This window comes from Sphingobacterium zeae, assembly GCF_030818895.1.
Taxonomy (GTDB): domain Bacteria; phylum Bacteroidota; class Bacteroidia; order Sphingobacteriales; family Sphingobacteriaceae; genus Sphingobacterium; species Sphingobacterium zeae.
Genome location: NZ_JAUTBA010000001.1, coordinates 3662749 through 3681292, shown reverse-complemented (window position 1 = coordinate 3681292; position 18544 = coordinate 3662749). Strand labels below are relative to the sequence as shown.

The window sequence follows — 18544 nt, the reverse complement described above, 5'->3', positions numbered from 1 at the left end:
GGTTTCTTTTTTACAGGATGATGCTGTTCCGAGTAGCAGCATCAGCGCTGCTGCCAGCGCGAGTTTTGTGTTGATGTATTTCATGTGGTAAAAAATTTTGACGAAGGTAATCATTGTAAATTATTAATGCAACATTATTGCATTTGATGTTTTCTTTTTTATTTTTGCAGCGCAAACAGGAACAGGTTACATCATGTCACACCATCAGAGACAACTTTTTTTAGCAGCGCTGGGGCTATTGGCTACCGCAAATACGGTGCAGGCGCAGCGCAGATCCGCAGTGGACACCTTACGGAACATTACACTCCCCACCGCCGAAGCCATCGGCATAGTGTCGGGACATGAGCGAAAGACGAGGCTAGACCGCAGTCAGCTGGAGCGTGTGCAGGCGCAAACGCTCGGCGAAAAATTGAGCCATATATCGGGGGTTCAAAATGCTTCTTTTGGTCCCAATTCGGGTGTGCCCATGATTCGTAGCCTCAGTGGAAGCCGGGTCAGTGTGCTTTCCAATGGGTTATCCATCAATGATCTGTCGGGAATCAGCCCAAACCTCAATCCAAATTTCGATATGGACAACCTACGCGAAATAGAGGTTTACAAGGGGGCCACGAGCGTGCTCTTCGGCGGAAAAGCAATTGGCGGTGCTGTTAATGTCAAAGATAATACGATTCCGGCAGCGCGGGTGCAAGGTGGAATTTCTGCTCAGGCCAAGGCCGAGTTGGGCACCAATAGCGGCAATAGCCAGTCGCTTGCCTTTGATACCAATGTTGGAAAATATGGGGTAGTCCATATCGGTGGCATGCGGCTCACACACGGCAACCTCAAGATCCCGGGCAATACCAAGGCCCCGATTGCTTACGATCCGAAGATCGATCATTTGACGGCCGATATGGCGCAGGTCAATGTCGACCGCGAAACAATCCGCAACCTGACGCTGTATCCCTATCTGAGCCAGTTTGTGATCGATAATCTAAACGACCCCAGGTGGGGCTTGTCGGAGGCCGACCTGTATACCTTTGAAGATTATTCTTTTATCAACGGCGAAAAGGTGCCCAATCCCCGAAATAACAAATATGTCGCTGGGCAGGATCCCAACACGCCCCTGTATACGGAAGTCGTGCACGGCATTACAGATTATGCCCCTGTGCAGCGTGGTGTGATGCCCAATAGCCATGCCGCGAAACAGGCCATCAACGCCGGCGCCAGTTACATCAGGGACAACTTTCAGGTAGGCCTCGGACTTTATGCCCTCGAGAGTTATTACGGTATACCCGGTTTCGCGCAGCGCAATAAGCCGGTGCATAGCCATACCCCCACGACATGGACGCCGATCTATGAACCGATAAACACGCGCAGCTATGCCTATGCCTGGCAGTTGGAATCTGCTTATCAACCCAAAACGCGGCTGATACCCGAGGTCAAATTGCAGTATAGAGGTGAGCTATCGGATGATCGGGAGCTTCTGGGCAGGTATCGGGTCAATAAATTTGCCAGTGCCCGTCATGCGGTTCGATCGGAAATAACCCAACAGTTTAGCCGTTTTTGGTCTGCGGTGAGTGGAGTAGATTTTTCCATTGCCGCTATAGAAGGGGAAGGGGAGCGGCGTTATATACCCAACAATTTAAGTCGGGAAGGTGGGGTCTTTACCCTGCAGACCATAGCGTTCAAACCTGTCGCTGTCCATGTAGGCTATCGGCACGATTGGGTGGCCCGGCGTACTCTTTCCGATCCAACTTACCAGCGGAGCAGGGGCTTGGCCGGAGGGAATCTTTCCGACAGGGATTTTAAGTTAAACCATTTTTCGGGCGATATCAACTATTCTATTGCTGGCATGGGCTATGTACAGGCCACCTATACACATGCTGAGCGTGCACCCGGGGTAAATGAACTGTATGCCGGAAATGACCATTTTGCAATCTTAGTGGAAGAAAATGGTGACGATCGCCTCGCTAAAGAAAGCGCCAATGCCTACGAGCTGTCCGGTGGCATAAACTATGGCGGATTAAAATTGTCGGCGACGCATTACCGCAGTTTTTTTACCAACTATCTGTATCTGGCCCATACCGGCCTATCTCGGTCTGGAGGCTTTTTGGTGAAGGAATGGCGCGCATCAGACACCGAGATTAGGGGATGGGAGCTTATGGGGAGCTATACTTATGCATGGTCGACCGACGGCCATGTGGCATTCAATGCGTTCGCTGATCTGGTCAAAAATAGAAATACCTCGGACGATAGCATGCGCAAGTGGGCGGAAGGAGACTTTATGCCCAACCTCCCCACCAGCAGGTATGGATGGGCTGTGGCGTTTCGCTATAAGAAGTTTGCCGGCAACGCCAATTTTGACCGCTACCTCAAACAACGTTATCTCGGTAAAAATATAAACCTAGAACCTGCTATGCCATCTTATTCCTTACTGGCAGCACAGCTGGGTTACCAGGTTCGTATAAAGCGATATGAAATGCGCTACTTTATTTCAGGCAATAATCTATTGAATGTGGAAGCACGCCCGCAAAATTCCATACTCAAGTATCTTGCGCCCCTGCCGGGACGTAATATTTCCATCGGCGTGAAGCTTAATACGCCCTATCCCGCATCATCCGCCGGAGCAGCTCCATACTGATGCCCATAAATTGAGCGAGCTCCTTCTGCGTAATGTATGCAAGGAGCTCAGGATAATGATCAAAAACAAAATCATATTTGTCCTGATTGTGCAGCGACAGCAGTTTGTGCCGATAGTCAAGATAGCCGAGCTGCTTATCCTTGAGGTGGGCGTACAGGTAAAAAACCTTTGGGTTGTAGGCATTGATCGCTTCCAGTTGACGGAATGAGGTGCGAAATGTCTGGCAGTCGCTCAGCGCAACAAAGCGATAATTGTGCTTCTGATTGGGGATCATCAGCGATTCGCCAGCAAGGGCATAGCGTACCGGGCAGGTCTTTTCATATTTGCCAAAAATCCCCTCGGTAATCAGATACAGATCGCCCCAGTCGTTCACCAGGTGCTCGCCCTTAACGAATTTTTCCGCTTCCAAGAGTGACGATAGCTCGGGGATATCTTCTCGCCAATGGGGAAGGATATCCTTAAAAAAAAGGTCGAGCTGCGCATGTTTATTTCTCCTCATATGTAAGCATTTGGTCGTTTTGCCTGTCTAACATGGAGCAGCAATTTATCAAACTTATAACGAGATAGCAATTTTTGGGAAATAAAGGGTTTCAATAGGGTTAAAAAGGCAATAAAATGGGATGAATGTATAAAGTGCTATTGAACTAGGGGGCGAAAAATCTATTCGTCCCCGTAAACTACTTTATTTCCCATTACTTCTATAGATAAAATGTAATGCCCATATTTGTAGCGTTGGCTCGTGATGGATTAAAGAAGAGGATAGTAAACAGGTAAAGAAATAAGTTAAATGATAAATTTTTCGTCGCTAAAGAAAAGGTGATAATAGGCTGCGGAAAGCGGACTTAAATGACCAAATAAGAGATTTAAAATTTATTGTAAATCAGGTTGTTATCATATAATTTAGCTGGCTATCCATGGTGGGATCGTGAGGGTTGAAATTTCGATTAATAATAGGGCTAAAAAGTTGTTTAATAATTATAATTTGATTTGTTTATGTTTAATTATTATCTTGGCTTAAAATAGCAGTTATATGATGATCCTAGCAACAGCTCAAATACAATTAAAGACAACGAATGGAAGTGACCGACAGTTCACGCTATTTTAATGTTAAACTAACTTTTATAAACGAAGGTAATGGCAAAATACGATGTAATGATTATTGACGACGATCCCTACGATATCCGTATCGCAGAAAGCGCATTCCGGCAAATCAAGGAGGTAGGTGATGTGCGCTGTTTTACAAAACCGATTGCTGGTTTCAACAGCATCATGGACAATCCCCCGGATGTATTGCTTTTGGATGTGGAGATGCCCGAGATGTCGGGGATGGATCTGTACCAGACACTGCCGCTGGCAAAAAGGCCCCCGGTTATTCTATGTACCAATTCGCAGCAGTATGCTTACGAGGCCATTAAAATTGCCGTGGCCGACTACCTCATCAAACCGGTGCGGTTTCCCGAACTTTTTGTGGCTTTTGAGCGCGCGCTCCATCAGAAAAATGTACACATCAACATGCATGTCCAGAGCGAGCCCATCGGGAAATGGTTTACCTTCAAAAAGATGCATCGATTTGTACTGTTCACTGATATCCTTGCGGTATCGTCCAGTAAAAATTATGCAATCTTTCACCTGCGGCAGGCAGAGGACGATTTTAACTACCGCATCACGATGGACGAGGTGGAAACGATGCTACCAAAAAGTACTTTCGTACGCGTACACCGCGGTTTTATTGTGAGTGTCAACTTTGCCAAGAAAGTTGTCAATCGTAAGATTTTATTCCCTGAACGTACCGATCTCGATATTAGCGTGAGTACGATGGGGCTGCTAAGATTACGCCAATACGCCTGATGGGTGTACGGGTTATATACTTTTTATAAACCTTAAATTAATAACAATGCCCAAAAAACAATACCTCAGGGGCTTACGATTAAGTCCAGGGCAGGCCTATGCCCAAAAATTAATCTTGCTGGAACTCCTGGCCGTCAAGCGTCAGCTTGCGGCATACCTCGAACTGCGCGAGCAGCTGGAACAGGAAAATGTGCTGCTGCGGGATGCCGAATACGTCAAATCGCATGTCGGTATCTCCACCGAAACGCTCTATCGGCTGCAGCGCGATGGACATATCTGCATTGCCAGGCGCGTGCACAACAAACGCTACTACCGCGATGTGGATGTGGAGCGGCTGCGCCGACACTACCGCGGCCTGTAGTCCGGTATTCCCTACATGTTTACCTATTGAAAGGAGGCTATTTTGAGCGCCGCCCTACCCGGGGCGGCATTTTTAGGCAACTGGCCACTTTCTCCCAACCTTTTCCCTACCAATTCCTGCCTTTACAGCAATTTTCATCGTATTGGCTTCGGGTGCCCCTCGGGCCAAATTCGAGCAAGACCCGAGGCGGACCCGATAAAATTCCGATGAATACCGGGAGTTGGTGGCGAGTTAGTAAGGAGTGAATAGGAGCATTAGCCCTTTTTTAGCCTAAATTCCGTCGGTCTCATATTGGTGAGTTGCTGAAAGTTGTTGCTAAATGCAGCGATATTGGAATAGCCAATAGCATAGGCAATCTGCGTCATGTTCAGATCGGTATCTTTGATCAGTTCCATGGCCCGGATAATCCGCAGCATTTTTAAGTATTGAACAAAGGTAATGTGCAGCTTGGTCTGAAATAATCGGGTCAGGCTGCGCACACTCATACCCGACCACTGCGCAATACTATCCAGACTGAGATCTTCATTTAACCGATTTCTAATGTTATCCGTGATGGCATTGAGGCGTTGATCGTCTGTTGTCGGAAGCTGGATGGAGAATTTTTTAAGGTTTTCTTTTGATAATACACCTTTAAGCGTGGTCAGAAACTCAAATTCCCATGAGCCGGCACAGTAATCACCCTGCCATTTTTCGCTAAACAGGAGCATCTCTGCCAGCAGCTTACTCACGGGATAAATACCCAGTTCATCATAAAAAGCACTTGATTGTTGTGCAGGAAAGTAAATATTGATAATGTACAAGTCCTGCGTATTAAACATCAGGTTGTGCGGGTAGTGTGCTGGAATCCAGATGTAATGATTGGAAGGAATATAGAAATCCTTTTCGTCGGTCTGCAAATAAGCAATGCCCCCATATACCATCAGCAGCTGCGCCTTGTCGTGATGGTGCGCAGGCAGGCGCTGTTCGGTCTGCTGTCGCATGACGAGGATGGAACCGGGATGTCGATCCACCCGATTGATTAATTGGCGAAGGCTATCCATGTGGCCAAATTTAGTAAATATTAGGCTAATTATATAAAAACAGAAGCTGCCGTGTTGGATAATTTTGCAGTATTAATCTTCATACAATCAACATGGAACAAAAAATCATAAAACCGGATAAACGAATCTTGCGGCATCCATCGGAAGAGACAGACAAAACGTATCGGTATTGGCTGGCTTGCGCCTATGCCAGTCCGCTCATGCCCCTATGCGATCTAACTTTTGCTTTTGATGCATTCAACAAGATGCTTAAAAATTGCTTAAAAGCCAAGCCTATTTTCGGCATACTGTTGCTGCTGGTTGCGCCGGCTATTTGGGCGCAGCAGACCGAAAAAATCGCACCCTTAAGTTTGGAAGAAATGTGGACCGTGGCCGAGAAAAATAACCGGCAGCTCAAACTATCCGACCTCGATCTGCAGCAAAGTAAACTAGCAATTTTGGAAGCCAAAGACCGCCTGCTGCCCGAACTATCGGTGGGCGGCGATGTAAAACTCAATTCCAAATTTCTGATCTATGACAATGGATTGTTCGCTGCGCCGCAGGATGTGCCTGTAAAAGGCTACGGCTATGGGGTGGGCTACAACCTGAATTTTAATCTGTACAATGGGGGGAAGGACAAAAGGAATATCGCCCTGAAAAAGGAAGAGACGACGCGAAAGCAGTATGAAGCAGAGCAGCAAAAGCATCACGTAAAATATGATGTCGCTGTTGCCTATTTCGATCTCTACAAGTTTTTGCATTTCTACGATTTTCTTGACGCAGAGATCCAAGCAGAGAAAAAGCAGATGCGGTTAATAGAAAGTCTGCATAACAACGGTACTGTGCTAAAGAGTGATGTGCTGCGAACCTCGGTGAAATTGGCCGAGTTGGAACTGAATATTTCCGATGTGACAAAAAAGATTGAAATCGCCAAACAAAGGCTCAATATACTGATGGGGCGTGCAAACGACGCGACATTGGCAATCAACTATACAGACAGCGCTGCAGTAGATGTCTTCGAAGATGATCACTACACTGCGTATGTAGACCTGGCATTTAACGAATCTCCGGCATACAAAATAGCCCATAGTGACATCAAATGGAGTGAACTGAACGTCAGGCAGATGAAAGCGATGGTATTGCCCCAGGTTTCTTTGTACGCTCACTATAACTACACCTATCCACAGATTTCCTTTTATCCGTATTCAAATGATTTGTGGGGATTTGGTCAGACAGGTATCAAAGTGCAGTACGCTATTGACAACCTGTTCAAGAGTAAACATACAATCGCGCATGCCCAGGTGCTTCGTAATGAGGCGCAGGAAAAAGCGAACGTTCAAAAAGATGAGATCTATCTGCAGGTAAAAGAAGCGTATTTACAGCGGCAGCAGGCGTTGGAGCGTGTCAAAACGGCCGAACAGAATATCCTTAAAACCACGGAAACCGTCCGTGTGATCAGAAGCAGTTATTTAAATCAGGAATCATTGCTGACCGATCTTATGGAGGCTGAAAATGCGCTTTTGGAAGCAAAATTTAACCTCACAACCGCACAGACAAACGTAAAAGTAAGCCATATCAGACTATTGGCCATTGTAGGAATTCTTTAATCAACGATCATGAACAAAAATAAAACAGATCAAATTGTGATCCGCCTGACCCAGGGATTGGGCATTGCGTTATTCGTAGGCATCCTGATTTGGGGAGCTGCCTATTTTTTGAAAGGGTATCGCTATGAGCAGACCAACGATGCCCAGGTAGATGCTTATCTCTCACCCATAAATGCCAAAGTGGGCGGATACATCAGCAAGATACATTACAAAGACAATCAGCTGGTTAAAAAAGGGGATACCCTTGTCGTCATTGAACTGGATGAGTATGGACTGAAAAAAGATGCCGCATCGGCAGAATTGCGGAGTGCACAGGCCAAATTACCCATATTGGCCGCAAACGAAGAAACGCAACGTAAAAGTATTGCGGTCATCAAAGCGCAGTTGGCGGGAGCGAAAGCCAGATTGCAGCAGCAGCAAAGAGAATTTGGACGCTATAAAAATCTACTGGCAGATGAATCGACCACACAGCAAAAATTTGACAACGTCAGTACCGCGCTATCCATTGCACAATCTGATTACGATCAGGCTAACGCATCGTTGCAGGTAGCCGAATCCAAATTAACTGATTTTAGCGCACAGCAGCGGGCGATAGAGGCAGAGATAAAAATGAAGGAAACCTTGCTGCAAAGGCAGGAACTGGACATCCGGTATACAGTTATAACGGCACCTTTTGACGGGCAGATCGGTAAAAAGACAATTCAGGAGGGTCAATTGATACAGCCCGGGCAAACCTTGGCTTTTTTGGTGAACAAGGCCGAAGAAAAGTGGGTGATGGCCAATTTTAAGGAAACACAGGTCGGTAAATTCACCGTGGGGCAAGCGGTAGCGATTGAGGTAGATGCTTTTCCGAACGAGCGCTTCAAGGGGACCATCGAGTCGCTTTCACCAACAACGGGTTCCCGCTACTCGCTACTTCCACCGGATAACGCGACCGGCAATTTTGTAAAAATCACGCAACGTATTCCTGTTCGGATTAAATTAACCGATACGGCTGAAAAGTTAGGAAAACTCTCTGCCGGAATGAATGCCAATGTCTATGTTTTAAAAGCGAAATGATGCAAGCACATAACCTACCGATTTTCAGATCCTGGGTGTCGGAGTGGGTGGCGCGATCTGTCATATTTGCCATTCTGATGACCTGCTTATTTAGTTTCGCTTTCTACGGTAGTCCCGTTGCAGCAATGGGATTTTACGGCATACAGCCTACCGATGTACAATATGGCATGGTCGTTATCTATGGTTCTACCGTAGCATTCCTCGCACTCGACTTCCGGATAGTCAAATATTTTGCGCCGAGAAAATACTTGCTGATTGCCCTGGCCATGAATGCATTATGTTCCGTGGTCTGCTTTCATTTTAAAGATTGGACCGTTTTTGTTATCTGCCAGTTTTTGCAGGGAATTACCTGCGCCTTGATGTCGGGGATTGTGTTACAGCTTATCTTTCCAAGATTACATGCTGTGCGCGCCCGGGTGATTGCTTATAGTCTTCTCTACGGCTGTATACAAATTGCTGTGCCCTTCTATGCCATCTACAACAGTGTGATGCTCTATTTCTTTGATTTTAACTGGCTATTCTACGGGTTTATTGTCCTGCTCATGATCCTGGCAGGGGCGGTGGTGTTAACCATGAACAGTAAAGCCCGGTTTAGCAAAAAGATTCCACTCTATCAGGTGGATTGGGTCGGCTATCTGTTTTATGTATCCTTCATTCTGCTGTTGGGATACATCCTGGTCTATGGACGGCAATTGGGATGGTTGGATAGTTCACGCATTTGGATGCTCAGTTTAGGTGATTTAGTTATTCTTTTGCTCTTTATAATCAGAGCATCAAAACTCAAAAGACCCTTGATCAATTTAAAGATCTTTAAGGCCAAGAATTTCGTGTTGGGAGTATTCCTACTGATTATATTCTACCTATTCAAAGGAAGCACCGGGCTTGCTTATGGTTACGTAGAGGTGATTTTAGGCAATGATCCATTGAGCACCATTCCGATATGGACAGCTGTCATTGTGGGTACCACGCTGAGTATGTTTGTTACTTCCCGATTTGTCCTGATGGGGTATAATCTGATCCATCTGATTATTGTTGGCTTTATAATCATGGCGATTTATTATGCCTATATGATCTTGTTTGTGTCGGTACAGGGAGAGACGGTCGATTTTCTGCTTCCGCTATTGCTGTATGGTGTAGCCACAGGCGTGCTATTTGTACCGATTGTTTCCTTTACCACTTCATCGGCACCGCCGAAAATTGCGATCAATGCCTCGCTTGTTGGGATATTGGCCAGGTTTACAGGTTTTACCCTAAGCCTGGCATTAAACAACGAACTGCAATTAATTGCAAAATCCGGAGTTCGGGAGAAGGTGCGGGAGGCACTGACAGAAACCAACCCGCAATTACGGCTTACGATGTTGGATATTCAGAATCAATATATGCATGCCGGCAGCGATATGTATACCGCAAAAGCAGTATCCACAGGTTATTTTAATCAACTGCTAGGGCATCAAATATTGGCCCGTGCTACCCGCGATTATTACGACTGGATGCTAGCTGGGGTGCTGATCGTCATCGTTATCTTAGTATTCTTACCCCAAATCCAGCGGGTAGCGTTGCGGTTAACAAAAGGAAATGTGCCTTATTGAAAATCATTTTTATTGAATATATTTAAATCTTCTTATGGGACAATCTGCAATCAGAATTTAAAATAAACCTAGCAAACCCTTAACAAAATCTATGTGACTTGACATTGTACTTTGTTTTTTGTGATAAAGGTCGTTTGCATAAAAACGGAAACAAATGAAAAAACAGGATTTGATGAAGGAATTTATCAAAAATCATCAGGAAGTGGTTCAATATATTGATGGTTTAAACGAGTCAGAATTTGACTATGCAAAAAGTGGGAAATGGACTGCGGGACAGCAGTTGGAGCATATTTTACTCACGATAAAACCATTCCCCAAAATCTTAAATGCCAAAACATTCATTCGTGAAAAATATGGAAACATCAATCGTCCAACATGGAGTTATCGTACTGTGTTAGAAAATTACACGAAAACGAGCCTGAAAGCACCCGCACAATTTGTGCCGCAGAGGAGCCTATCGATAGATCGGAAAGCAGGTATTATAGCAGAAATAAACAGCACATTGAAAGCGATCAGCGATGTGTTTGAAAACTATACAGAAGATGAACTCGACACCCTTACCTTACCTCATCCGCTATTGGGGCAACTGACCATCAGAGAGATGTTTTACCTCATGTCCTACCATCCGCTACATCACCAGAAGCAAATGATGATCGGTCTATAATCAGTCAAAAATACGAAGCCCATAGGTCAGTGATCGGTCATTCATTACAACGCTATTTGTTGTTGATTTAAAGTGCTTTATGTTTGTTATGTCAATCAGAAATACCGGTATAAAAAAAAGGATTGATGACAACACATGGGAACTATTATACATGGAGCAAACGGAGGCTTTAAGGGTAAAGCCGGCTCAGTAATCGGAAGTAGCTGGAAGAGTATCAACTACATTAAAGGGCTTTACAAAAAAAAATCAAAGCCCGCATCGGAAGCACAGCTGATGCAGCAGGAGAAATTTAAAACGCTGATGCGTTTCCTACTGCCCATCAACTTCTTCTTAAAAATTGGTTTCGGTCTTAAAAACACCGAAAAATTGACGCCGATCAATGCGGCATTTCAATTTAATGGAAACAAAGCCATTACGGGCGTTTATCCAAACTATGCGCTCGACTATGGCAACATCAGCATTGCAGACGGTGGCCTGTATGGTGGTGGTACAGTAGCCGTATCGTACGATTCGGGCGAATTGACCTACAGCTGGTCGACGGGCGGTAGCGACGTTTTCGAAACTTTTGGTGATGATTTAGTCTACGTGCTGGCTTACCACCCCGAAAAGGATGAGTTTATCTCTTCCACCAAGCCAAGTACGCGGGAGACGGGAGTGGTATCCTTTATGGTGCCTGACCACCTCACTACGGGTTCGGTGCACACCTGGTTATTTTTATCCAACCGTTCAAAAACGAAGGTGTCTAAAAGTGTGTATCTAGGCGAGCTACAGCTGATCTAATGTTAACGGGCTGAGTCGATCTGGCTCAGCCTTTTTATCTCTTTTTATTATGGTAAAAAAAGCGCCGACTCCTGCGCAGCTGCGCGTTCGGGAAACATTTAAAATTGCGCGTGCCTTTTTGGCTCCGCTCAATGGATTGATCAAAAAAGGCTTTGCTGAACAGGCCAAGCGCAAAAGATCGCTTCCATTTGGGCAGGCCTTGAGTCACACGCTGCGTATAGCAATCAGGCACGAGGCCGAAAGGCCTGTGGTAGACCCAGCACTGGTTCTTTTGAGCGACGGTTCCATCGCGCCGGCCAATATGCCTATACTAAAACGCGAAATAGATCGCATAATAGTCACACATACAGTGACTAGTGATAACCTATATCCACTGGACGATCAGATTATCCTTTGTGCTTATCAGGTTGAAAAGGGCTATGCTTTTATAAACGCAAAGGTCTGGAGACGGTACGAAGGGCAGGCCATCTTGCACCTCCCGGCAGGCTTTGAAGCCGACGATTTTCACGTTTACTTGCTGGTCTGCGACAGAAAGGGTAAAAAGTATTCACGGTCACGTTATCTAGGGTACTCCACCAAATGAAAAAGAAACATATCCTGTTGCTCCAACGTACATATGGCGCACAGGGAACCAACGGTACCATCACCTATCAGGGCGAAGTAATCTGCCATACCATTGAGCTGCCCGACAGAAACAATATTCCGCGAATCAGCTGCATTCCCATAGGCCAGTATAAACTCGAAAAGCGGCGCTACCCCAAGCATGGGGAACAGATTGGCATTCCAGTAGTGCTCGGCCGGGAGGCTATTCTGATCCATGCTGCCAACAATGCATGGAAAGAATTGCAGGGCTGCATCGCGCCGGTGACGACTTTAACCGGTGAGGGCCGAGGGGATTACAGCGGTAAAGCTTTAGCAAAGCTTAAAGCCTTGGTGTATAGCCTTTGGGATATGGGGGATGAAGTGTATTTGAATATTCGATAAATGCAGGTATGGAATAGATCATTGCATTCTTTTGTGTCATCTTTTTAGTTCTCTGGCTATAGGAATCAAACTTGCTGTGCTCGGACAGTGATTCATATGTACGCCAGATCCCGTCAGATCTTGACAGTCAGAACGCTATATTTTCTATTCTTATACCTGCTATTTATCGAAGTTGGTATGGGTGGATGGGCAGTCACAATGCCAAGCTTTCAATTCTTTGTCCTCCTATAGTGCTCAAATAAAGAAGGGAATGATTTAAAAAAGCTATAAGTATGAAAAAAATCTTAAACAAAATAGGACAGGTGCTGCAGGTGGTTCTTGCGGCGCCTGTTAAATGGCCTGCAAAGGCTGGAAATATTTTAAAATATATTGCGTTAGGTCTGGGTATTGTGAAGACCGTCATGGAGGAGGAGAAGGATGCGGATGACGGACGGAATAAATCGAGTGGCACATTTCAGGATGTGCCAGGGCCCCCGTCTGAAGAATCGAAACAGGCCGTGTTACCCAAAGAAAGGAGCGGAGCGGATGAGGTGGAATGATATGCGCATCTCAGCACTCGGTGGAACAATCTGTTCCATCTGGGCCAGTATTTCGCTGGGCGATGTGCTGCAGACGGCATTGACGGCTGCGGTAGGCACACTGGTCAGTTTTGTGACGAGCCGATTGATCGGCCGATGGACTGACAGGCAGCGAAAATAAAAAGCTCTAATTTTGGAAGACTAAAGCGCATTCGAAAGGTGCGCTTTAGCTAAATGCAACAAAAGTAATTGTATAAAGTGTTGTATGCTTTGTTGTTAATATATTCTTTACCTGTCCTTAATACTGTAGTTGTATTAAAGCATGATCTTTACAGCCAACGAAGAATTATTGATCTACAGAGTATGCTTGTGAAAACGATAGACGCCGTGCTATTGGCACGTCTGGTAAATGCAGATTACAGTGCTTTTGATGAAATTTATGAACATCATTGGAGTCACCTGCTTCAAATTGCTATCAAGAAGGTCGGCGACCTGGACGTTGCCATGGATCTCGTTCAGGATCTCTTTGTAGACCTCTGGCAAAGACGACACACAATCAATATCCACAGTGGACTGCGGGCTTACCTCATTTCTGCCTTGTACCACAAACTATTTCAGCATTTCAGGAAAAAGGGGGTGTATGAAAAACATATCCAGCAATATAGTATACTGTTGCAAGATGGTTTACATGACCTATTCCCCATAGATCGTTATGAGGAAAACTATACGGATGTGCTCGTGGCGATCGAACAGTCGGTCGTTGAAATGCCCGACCGTATGCGCGTTGTTTTTAATTTGAAATACCAACGTAGTCTCAGTAATCATGAAATTGCGGAACAACTGGGCATATCGCTTCAAACTGTAAAAAACCAATTGAGTAAAGCGTTGAATCTTGTGCGCCAGCACATGCAGCAGCAACAGCTAAATCCCAGTGTATTTCTGTCCTTATCTTTTTTTCTGTTCTTTTAGCCTAATGTCCTATCGCTGCCGCCATCATATTTTCTTAAACTAAACTTTATACAAACTTAACCTATCTGGGATGGTACGATCATCCCATTGCTGCAACTATAAGGTGTATGCAGGATAAAAAAAGAGAACTGGAAAAATTGATCGAAAGGTATTCAACAGCAAAGCTGACGGATGCAGAACGTGCACATTTGACACGATGGCTGCGGGAGCTTGATGTAAATGAAAGTTATCGCTTCGATGATGAAGGGGACCGCTTCGATATGGAAGGAGTTCAAACGCGGATGAAAGAAAAGATAGACCTCCGTTTGCTAGCCACCGAAACACCTACTAAAATCGCATATCCACCTTGGCTGTTATGGGGTAAGGTTGCCGCAGTTGTTCTTTTTTGTTTTTCATTTGGATGGTATCTACTCGACCGGAATAGTGGCGGGGATGCCCAAAATAGGCAGTTCGTTAAAGTCGAAAAAATGGTCGATAAGTCCAAAGTGATAACCTATGCAGTTGTACAGGATAGCACGATTGTATTGGAAGATGGCAGTAAAGTCCGTGTTTTGGCAAATTCTTCAATCTCCTTGATGCAACCCTTTCCAGCAAAGCAGCGCGCGATTCAATTACAAGGAAAGGCTTTTTTTGAGGTGTCACACGATAAATCGCGCCCATTTACAGTGCTATCGGGCAATATCCTGACAACGGCTTTAGGAACTTCTTTTTGGGTTGTGCAGGAGGCCAAAAACAGGAAGCCTAGTGTGCGCCTGATCACAGGAAGAGTTTCCATTAAGGAGCGTGGCGAAAATGGGGAAGATAAGCTTCTTGCCTATTTGAATCCAGGGCAAATTTGGGCGGAAAAAGTTGTACAACCCAAAAAAGAACCTGATTTGAAACTGGAAAGACCAGTGGAAGAGATCGTACCAACGATATTGGAATTTCACCACAAGCCTTTGGCGGAAGTGCTCCCTGCCTTGGCGTCTTTCTACCGCACAACGATTCTCTTTTCTCCGGACGATGTGTCAGGACTATCATTCTATGGTACATATACAACAGAAAATGAGGTCGCGCAGATTCTGCAAACGATCTGTATCGCAAATGAGCTCGAACTCAAGTTTAATACCGAAACAAATACCTATACGATCTTAAAAAACAGTCAATAAAAAGCCAAAAAAAAACACTATTGAGCCTCTCTTTTTAGGGAGGCCTGGGAAAACTATGCTCAATTATTAATGAAAACTATGCAACAATTTTCAACAGGTAAAAGGCCAGCCAAGGCGGCTTTATTACTGCTACTAGCAATTGCTTTTGGCCAAAAGGGTTTTGCCCAACAAAGCGGGGAACTTGTTGTCATCGTGCAGGATGCGAAGTCAAAAGGTTTGGCCAATGCAACGGTGACCATAAAAAACAAGAATAGCAACCTGAAACGATCCGGTCAGGCTGATCAGCAGGGGAAAGCCGTGTTCAATAATTTGCCGGTGGATAGCAACTATTGTATTTTGGTGACTTATACAGGACTACTGCCAAAAGAGGAGTGCCAGTATATTGTTACCTCCGGTAAAAGATCGAGCGTGGTCTTTCAACTCACAGACGCAGCTTCAAATCAAATGGACGAGGTGGTCGTTGTGGGGTATGGTACTCAGAAAAAAACCAACCTCTCTGGTGCTGTAGATCAGATTAGTGGCGATGTGCTCGAAAGCCGCCCTATTTCCAATGCTGCGCAAGGGCTTCAGGGGATTTCACCCAACTTGAATATACAGTTCAACTCCGGAGCACCAGGAGCGGAACCTAAAATCAATATCCGTGGAATTACATCGATCAATGGAGGCGATCCATTAATTTTAGTAGATAATGTTCCTATTTCGGCGGCCGAATTAATCCGGATTGCGCCACAGGATATTGAATCATTTACGGTGATCAAAGATGCGTCGGCTGCGGCGATCTACGGGGCCCGTGCCTCCTTTGGGGTTCTGATCATCACGACAAAAACAGGGAAAGGCGATGTGAAAGTGAATTATTCAAATAACTTTACATGGAATACCCCGACAGTAATGCCCGATAAAATAACGGACCCTTATGTGTTTTCGAGGCTATTGGAAACTTCGACCGATAATACACCCTGGGATAATGTCAACTATTCGGACCAGTTTTACCAATATGCAAAAGAGCGATCTGACAACCCTTCCATTGCCGGTGTGCGTATCAACCCCTCAGATTCCAAGCTCTGGGAATATATGGGTAATAGGGATTGGACACGCTATTTCTTGTCCGACTGGAATGCAACAAATACACACGACTTGTCAATCTCGGGTTCAAATGAAAAAGTACAATACTATATCAGTGGTAGCTACAACCGACAAAATTCGCCTGTTAAGCTAGCAGAGGATTATTTTGACCGCTATAATCTGCGTTCCAAAGTAAACTATAGGCTTTCTGATTTTATTTCATTTGGTAACAATACAGTGATCGGAAGTACACGTAGGCTTACGCCTTCTCAGATGAGTTTGCCCGATATCTATAATATTTTTCCAACTTCTTTTGATAAGAACCCGGATGGAACATGGGCCAATTCTTCGGCAGGTATTATTGCCGCACAAATGGTGGATGGCGGTAAAAGTGATCGTAAACGTCTGGATGTACAATCTACCTTTAATACTGAGCTTCGCTTTTTTGGAAATAAATTTAAAGTCAGTGCCGACTACACTTTTCAGCGCAATTCCTTAAACCGCAACTGGTACACCAAGCAGTACGCAATCGGTTATGGACCGGATGATGTCCGTAAAGAGGGGACAACAGGGGCTTATCGTGAAGCAGGTTTTTCCTATTATAATGTTTATAATATCTATGGTACATACTTGCAATCTTTTAATAAACATCAGGTCAGTGCGGTACTGGGTTTTAACCAGGAGGATTATCGGTATGAAGTGATCACTGCTGAGCGTGCCGGACTTATTTCAGAATCCTTTCCAACCATTCAGTTTGCAACAGGAACAATGAAAATGGGTGAAGCTATTGATACTTATGCCTTACGTGGTGCATTTTATCGGTTGAACTACACGTATGACGACAAATATATTGTCGAATTGAATGGTCGTTATGACGGTTCTTCCCGCTTCCCGAAAACCAATCGTTTTGGTTTTTTCCCTTCAGGTTCCGCAGCTTGGCGCATTGATCGTGAAAACTTTATGTCCGCTGTATCAGGGCTTGATTTGTTAAAAATCAGAGCCTCGTACGGTCAGTTGGGCAACCAGTCTGTCTCAAACTATGGCTACCTCCCTTCGATGGAAAAAAAGGATACGGATTATTTGTTTGGCAGTGAACGCGGTATCTATATACAGGTTCCTTCGTTGGTGTCGCCAAATTATACCTGGGAGAAGGTCAATACCGCCAATGTCGGTCTGGATGTCGCCGTTTTGAAAAATAAGCTTTCGGCTAGTTTTGACTATTATTCCAGACGTACCTTAGGTATGCTAACACTAGGCAAAGACCTGCCTAACATTTTGGGGGCAAGTGAGCCTCGCGAGAATGCAGCGGATCTAAAGACCAACGGCTGGGAATTGACTGTCAATTTTCAGGATCGCTTTGAATTGGCCAATGCGCCCTTGCGCTTCAATGCCAAGCTGTTGCTGTCGGATTCACAGTCCAAAATTACACGTTTTGATAATCCTAATAAAAGTATTCTCCAGTATTATGAGGGCATGCAAATGGGTGAGATCTGGGGGCTTGAAAGCAACGGGCTTTTTAAAGATGAGGCGCAGATTGCCAAGCTGGACCAGACTTCGATTATTCCTTGGGGAGCCTTGTCTATCGTACCAGGATGGCCTACTTATGTGGATCAGGATGGTAACGGTAAGATTGAAAAGGGATATACTCTGGGCGATACCAAAGACCTCAAGATCATTGGTAACTCCACGCCACGTTACCAATTTGGTATAGACCTGTCTGCAGATTGGAAAGGTTTCGATCTTAGGGCATTTTTTCAAGGCATTGGTAAACGCGATTATTATCCGTTGGACTACCTATATTGGGGGACATACCAACAGCCTTATGGTAACTTTTATGGGCACTTGCTTGATTTCTACCGTCCGGGAAGTGATTCGGACATCGACCGCGCGAAACATTCACAAGCTTATTTGAATTTGGGACTGGCCGATCAAAATCTCAATGCGGCTTACCCGATCTTACAATCCTGGCTGGCCGACCGTAACTTGGGTACCCGGATTGACCAGGCCCAAGGACTGGCCATTCCGCAGACCAATTATTTGCTGAATGCGGCCTATCTACGTCTGAAAAACCTGACGATAGGGTATACCTTACCCAAATCTATTACTTCACGCGCCAAGATCAATAACCTACGTGTTTATCTAAGTGCTGAAAATATCATCGAATGGTCTGCTGTGAAGCGCTATTTTGATCCGGAGACACTGAACGAAAATACGTATACCAATCCAACTGCAGGTTCGGACCGTGTAGGTAATGGGCTTACTTATCCATTTCAGCGAAGTTTTTCTGCAGGTATTCAAGTCACCTTTTAATTGCTT

17 protein-coding genes are annotated in these 18544 nt (G+C 45.1%); 15 read left to right on the top strand and 2 right to left on the bottom strand.

The window, feature by feature from the left end; translation table 11 throughout:
* Positions 1–193: 193 nt before the first annotated feature.
* A complete protein-coding gene (locus tag QE382_RS15500; RefSeq protein WP_307186696.1) occupies positions 194–2620 on the top strand; it encodes a TonB-dependent receptor plug domain-containing protein in 2427 nt (808 codons plus the stop codon).
* Here QE382_RS15500 and QE382_RS15495 read toward each other — a convergent pair.
* Positions 2574–3119: a cyclic nucleotide-binding domain-containing protein gene (locus tag QE382_RS15495; protein ID WP_307186695.1), complete on the bottom strand. Its 546-nt coding sequence runs from the start codon at positions 3117–3119 to the stop codon at positions 2574–2576. The genes QE382_RS15500 and QE382_RS15495 overlap by 47 nt on opposite strands.
* Before the next feature lie 635 nt (positions 3120–3754).
* Here QE382_RS15495 and QE382_RS15490 point away from each other — a divergent pair.
* Positions 3755–4468 carry a LytR/AlgR family response regulator transcription factor gene (locus QE382_RS15490; RefSeq protein ID WP_307186694.1) on the top strand — a complete coding sequence of 238 codons (714 nt, stop codon included), beginning with the start codon at positions 3755–3757 and terminating at the stop codon, positions 4466–4468.
* Positions 4469–4514: 46 nt separating this feature from the next.
* Entirely contained in the window at positions 4515–4829 is a 315-nt protein-coding gene (locus tag QE382_RS15485) for a MerR family transcriptional regulator (RefSeq protein ID WP_307186693.1), read from the top strand.
* Positions 4830–5083: 254 nt separating this feature from the next.
* Here the strand turns inward: QE382_RS15485 and QE382_RS15480 are convergent, their stop codons facing one another.
* The gene (locus QE382_RS15480) at positions 5084–5869 is read right to left on the bottom strand and encodes an AraC family transcriptional regulator (RefSeq protein WP_307186692.1); all 786 of its coding nucleotides are present in this window, start codon (positions 5867–5869) and stop codon (positions 5084–5086) included.
* Between the two features lie 92 nt (positions 5870–5961).
* On the opposite strand from QE382_RS15480, the gene QE382_RS15475 reads away from it, so the two are divergent.
* From QE382_RS15475 to QE382_RS15420, 12 genes are all read left to right on the top strand, one after another.
* On the top strand, positions 5962–7455 hold the full coding sequence (locus tag QE382_RS15475) for a TolC family protein (RefSeq protein ID WP_307186691.1): 1494 nt from the start codon (positions 5962–5964) through the stop codon (positions 7453–7455).
* Between the two features lie 9 nt (positions 7456–7464).
* Entirely contained in the window at positions 7465–8514 is a 1050-nt protein-coding gene (locus QE382_RS15470; protein WP_307186690.1) for an HlyD family secretion protein, read from the top strand.
* Complete coding sequence (locus QE382_RS15465; RefSeq protein WP_307186689.1) at positions 8511–10103, top strand: MFS transporter; 1593 nt, start codon at positions 8511–8513, stop codon at positions 10101–10103. The genes QE382_RS15470 and QE382_RS15465 overlap by 4 nt, the downstream gene beginning before the upstream one ends.
* A gap of 154 nt (positions 10104–10257) precedes the next feature.
* Positions 10258–10767: a DinB family protein gene (locus tag QE382_RS15460; protein WP_307186688.1), complete on the top strand. Its 510-nt coding sequence runs from the start codon at positions 10258–10260 to the stop codon at positions 10765–10767.
* A gap of 135 nt (positions 10768–10902) precedes the next feature.
* Entirely contained in the window at positions 10903–11547 is a 645-nt protein-coding gene (locus QE382_RS15455; protein ID WP_307186687.1) for a DUF6266 family protein, read from the top strand.
* 49 nt (positions 11548–11596) lie between these two features.
* Positions 11597–12130, top strand: coding sequence for a DUF6266 family protein (locus QE382_RS15450; protein ID WP_307186686.1), 534 nt, complete (start codon positions 11597–11599; stop codon positions 12128–12130).
* Positions 12127–12531 (top strand): DUF5675 family protein, encoded by a 405-nt coding sequence (locus tag QE382_RS15445; protein WP_307186685.1) that lies wholly within the window; start codon positions 12127–12129, stop codon positions 12529–12531. Before QE382_RS15450 ends, QE382_RS15445 begins: the two co-directional genes overlap by 4 nt.
* Positions 12532–12803: 272 nt before the next feature.
* Complete coding sequence (locus QE382_RS15440) at positions 12804–13070, top strand: hypothetical protein (protein WP_307186684.1); 267 nt, start codon at positions 12804–12806, stop codon at positions 13068–13070.
* Entirely contained in the window at positions 13057–13230 is a 174-nt protein-coding gene (locus tag QE382_RS15435) for a hypothetical protein (protein WP_293880505.1), read from the top strand. The genes QE382_RS15440 and QE382_RS15435 overlap by 14 nt, the downstream gene beginning before the upstream one ends.
* Positions 13231–13319: 89 nt before the next feature.
* Positions 13320–14018 carry an RNA polymerase sigma factor gene (locus QE382_RS15430; RefSeq protein ID WP_307186683.1) on the top strand — a complete coding sequence of 233 codons (699 nt, stop codon included), beginning with the start codon at positions 13320–13322 and terminating at the stop codon, positions 14016–14018.
* Between the two features lie 107 nt (positions 14019–14125).
* Positions 14126–15166, top strand: coding sequence for a FecR family protein (locus QE382_RS15425; protein ID WP_307186682.1), 1041 nt, complete (start codon positions 14126–14128; stop codon positions 15164–15166).
* Positions 15167–15244: 78 nt separating this feature from the next.
* On the top strand, positions 15245–18538 hold the full coding sequence (locus tag QE382_RS15420; protein ID WP_307186681.1) for a SusC/RagA family TonB-linked outer membrane protein: 3294 nt from the start codon (positions 15245–15247) through the stop codon (positions 18536–18538).
* Positions 18539–18544 lie beyond the last annotated feature (6 nt).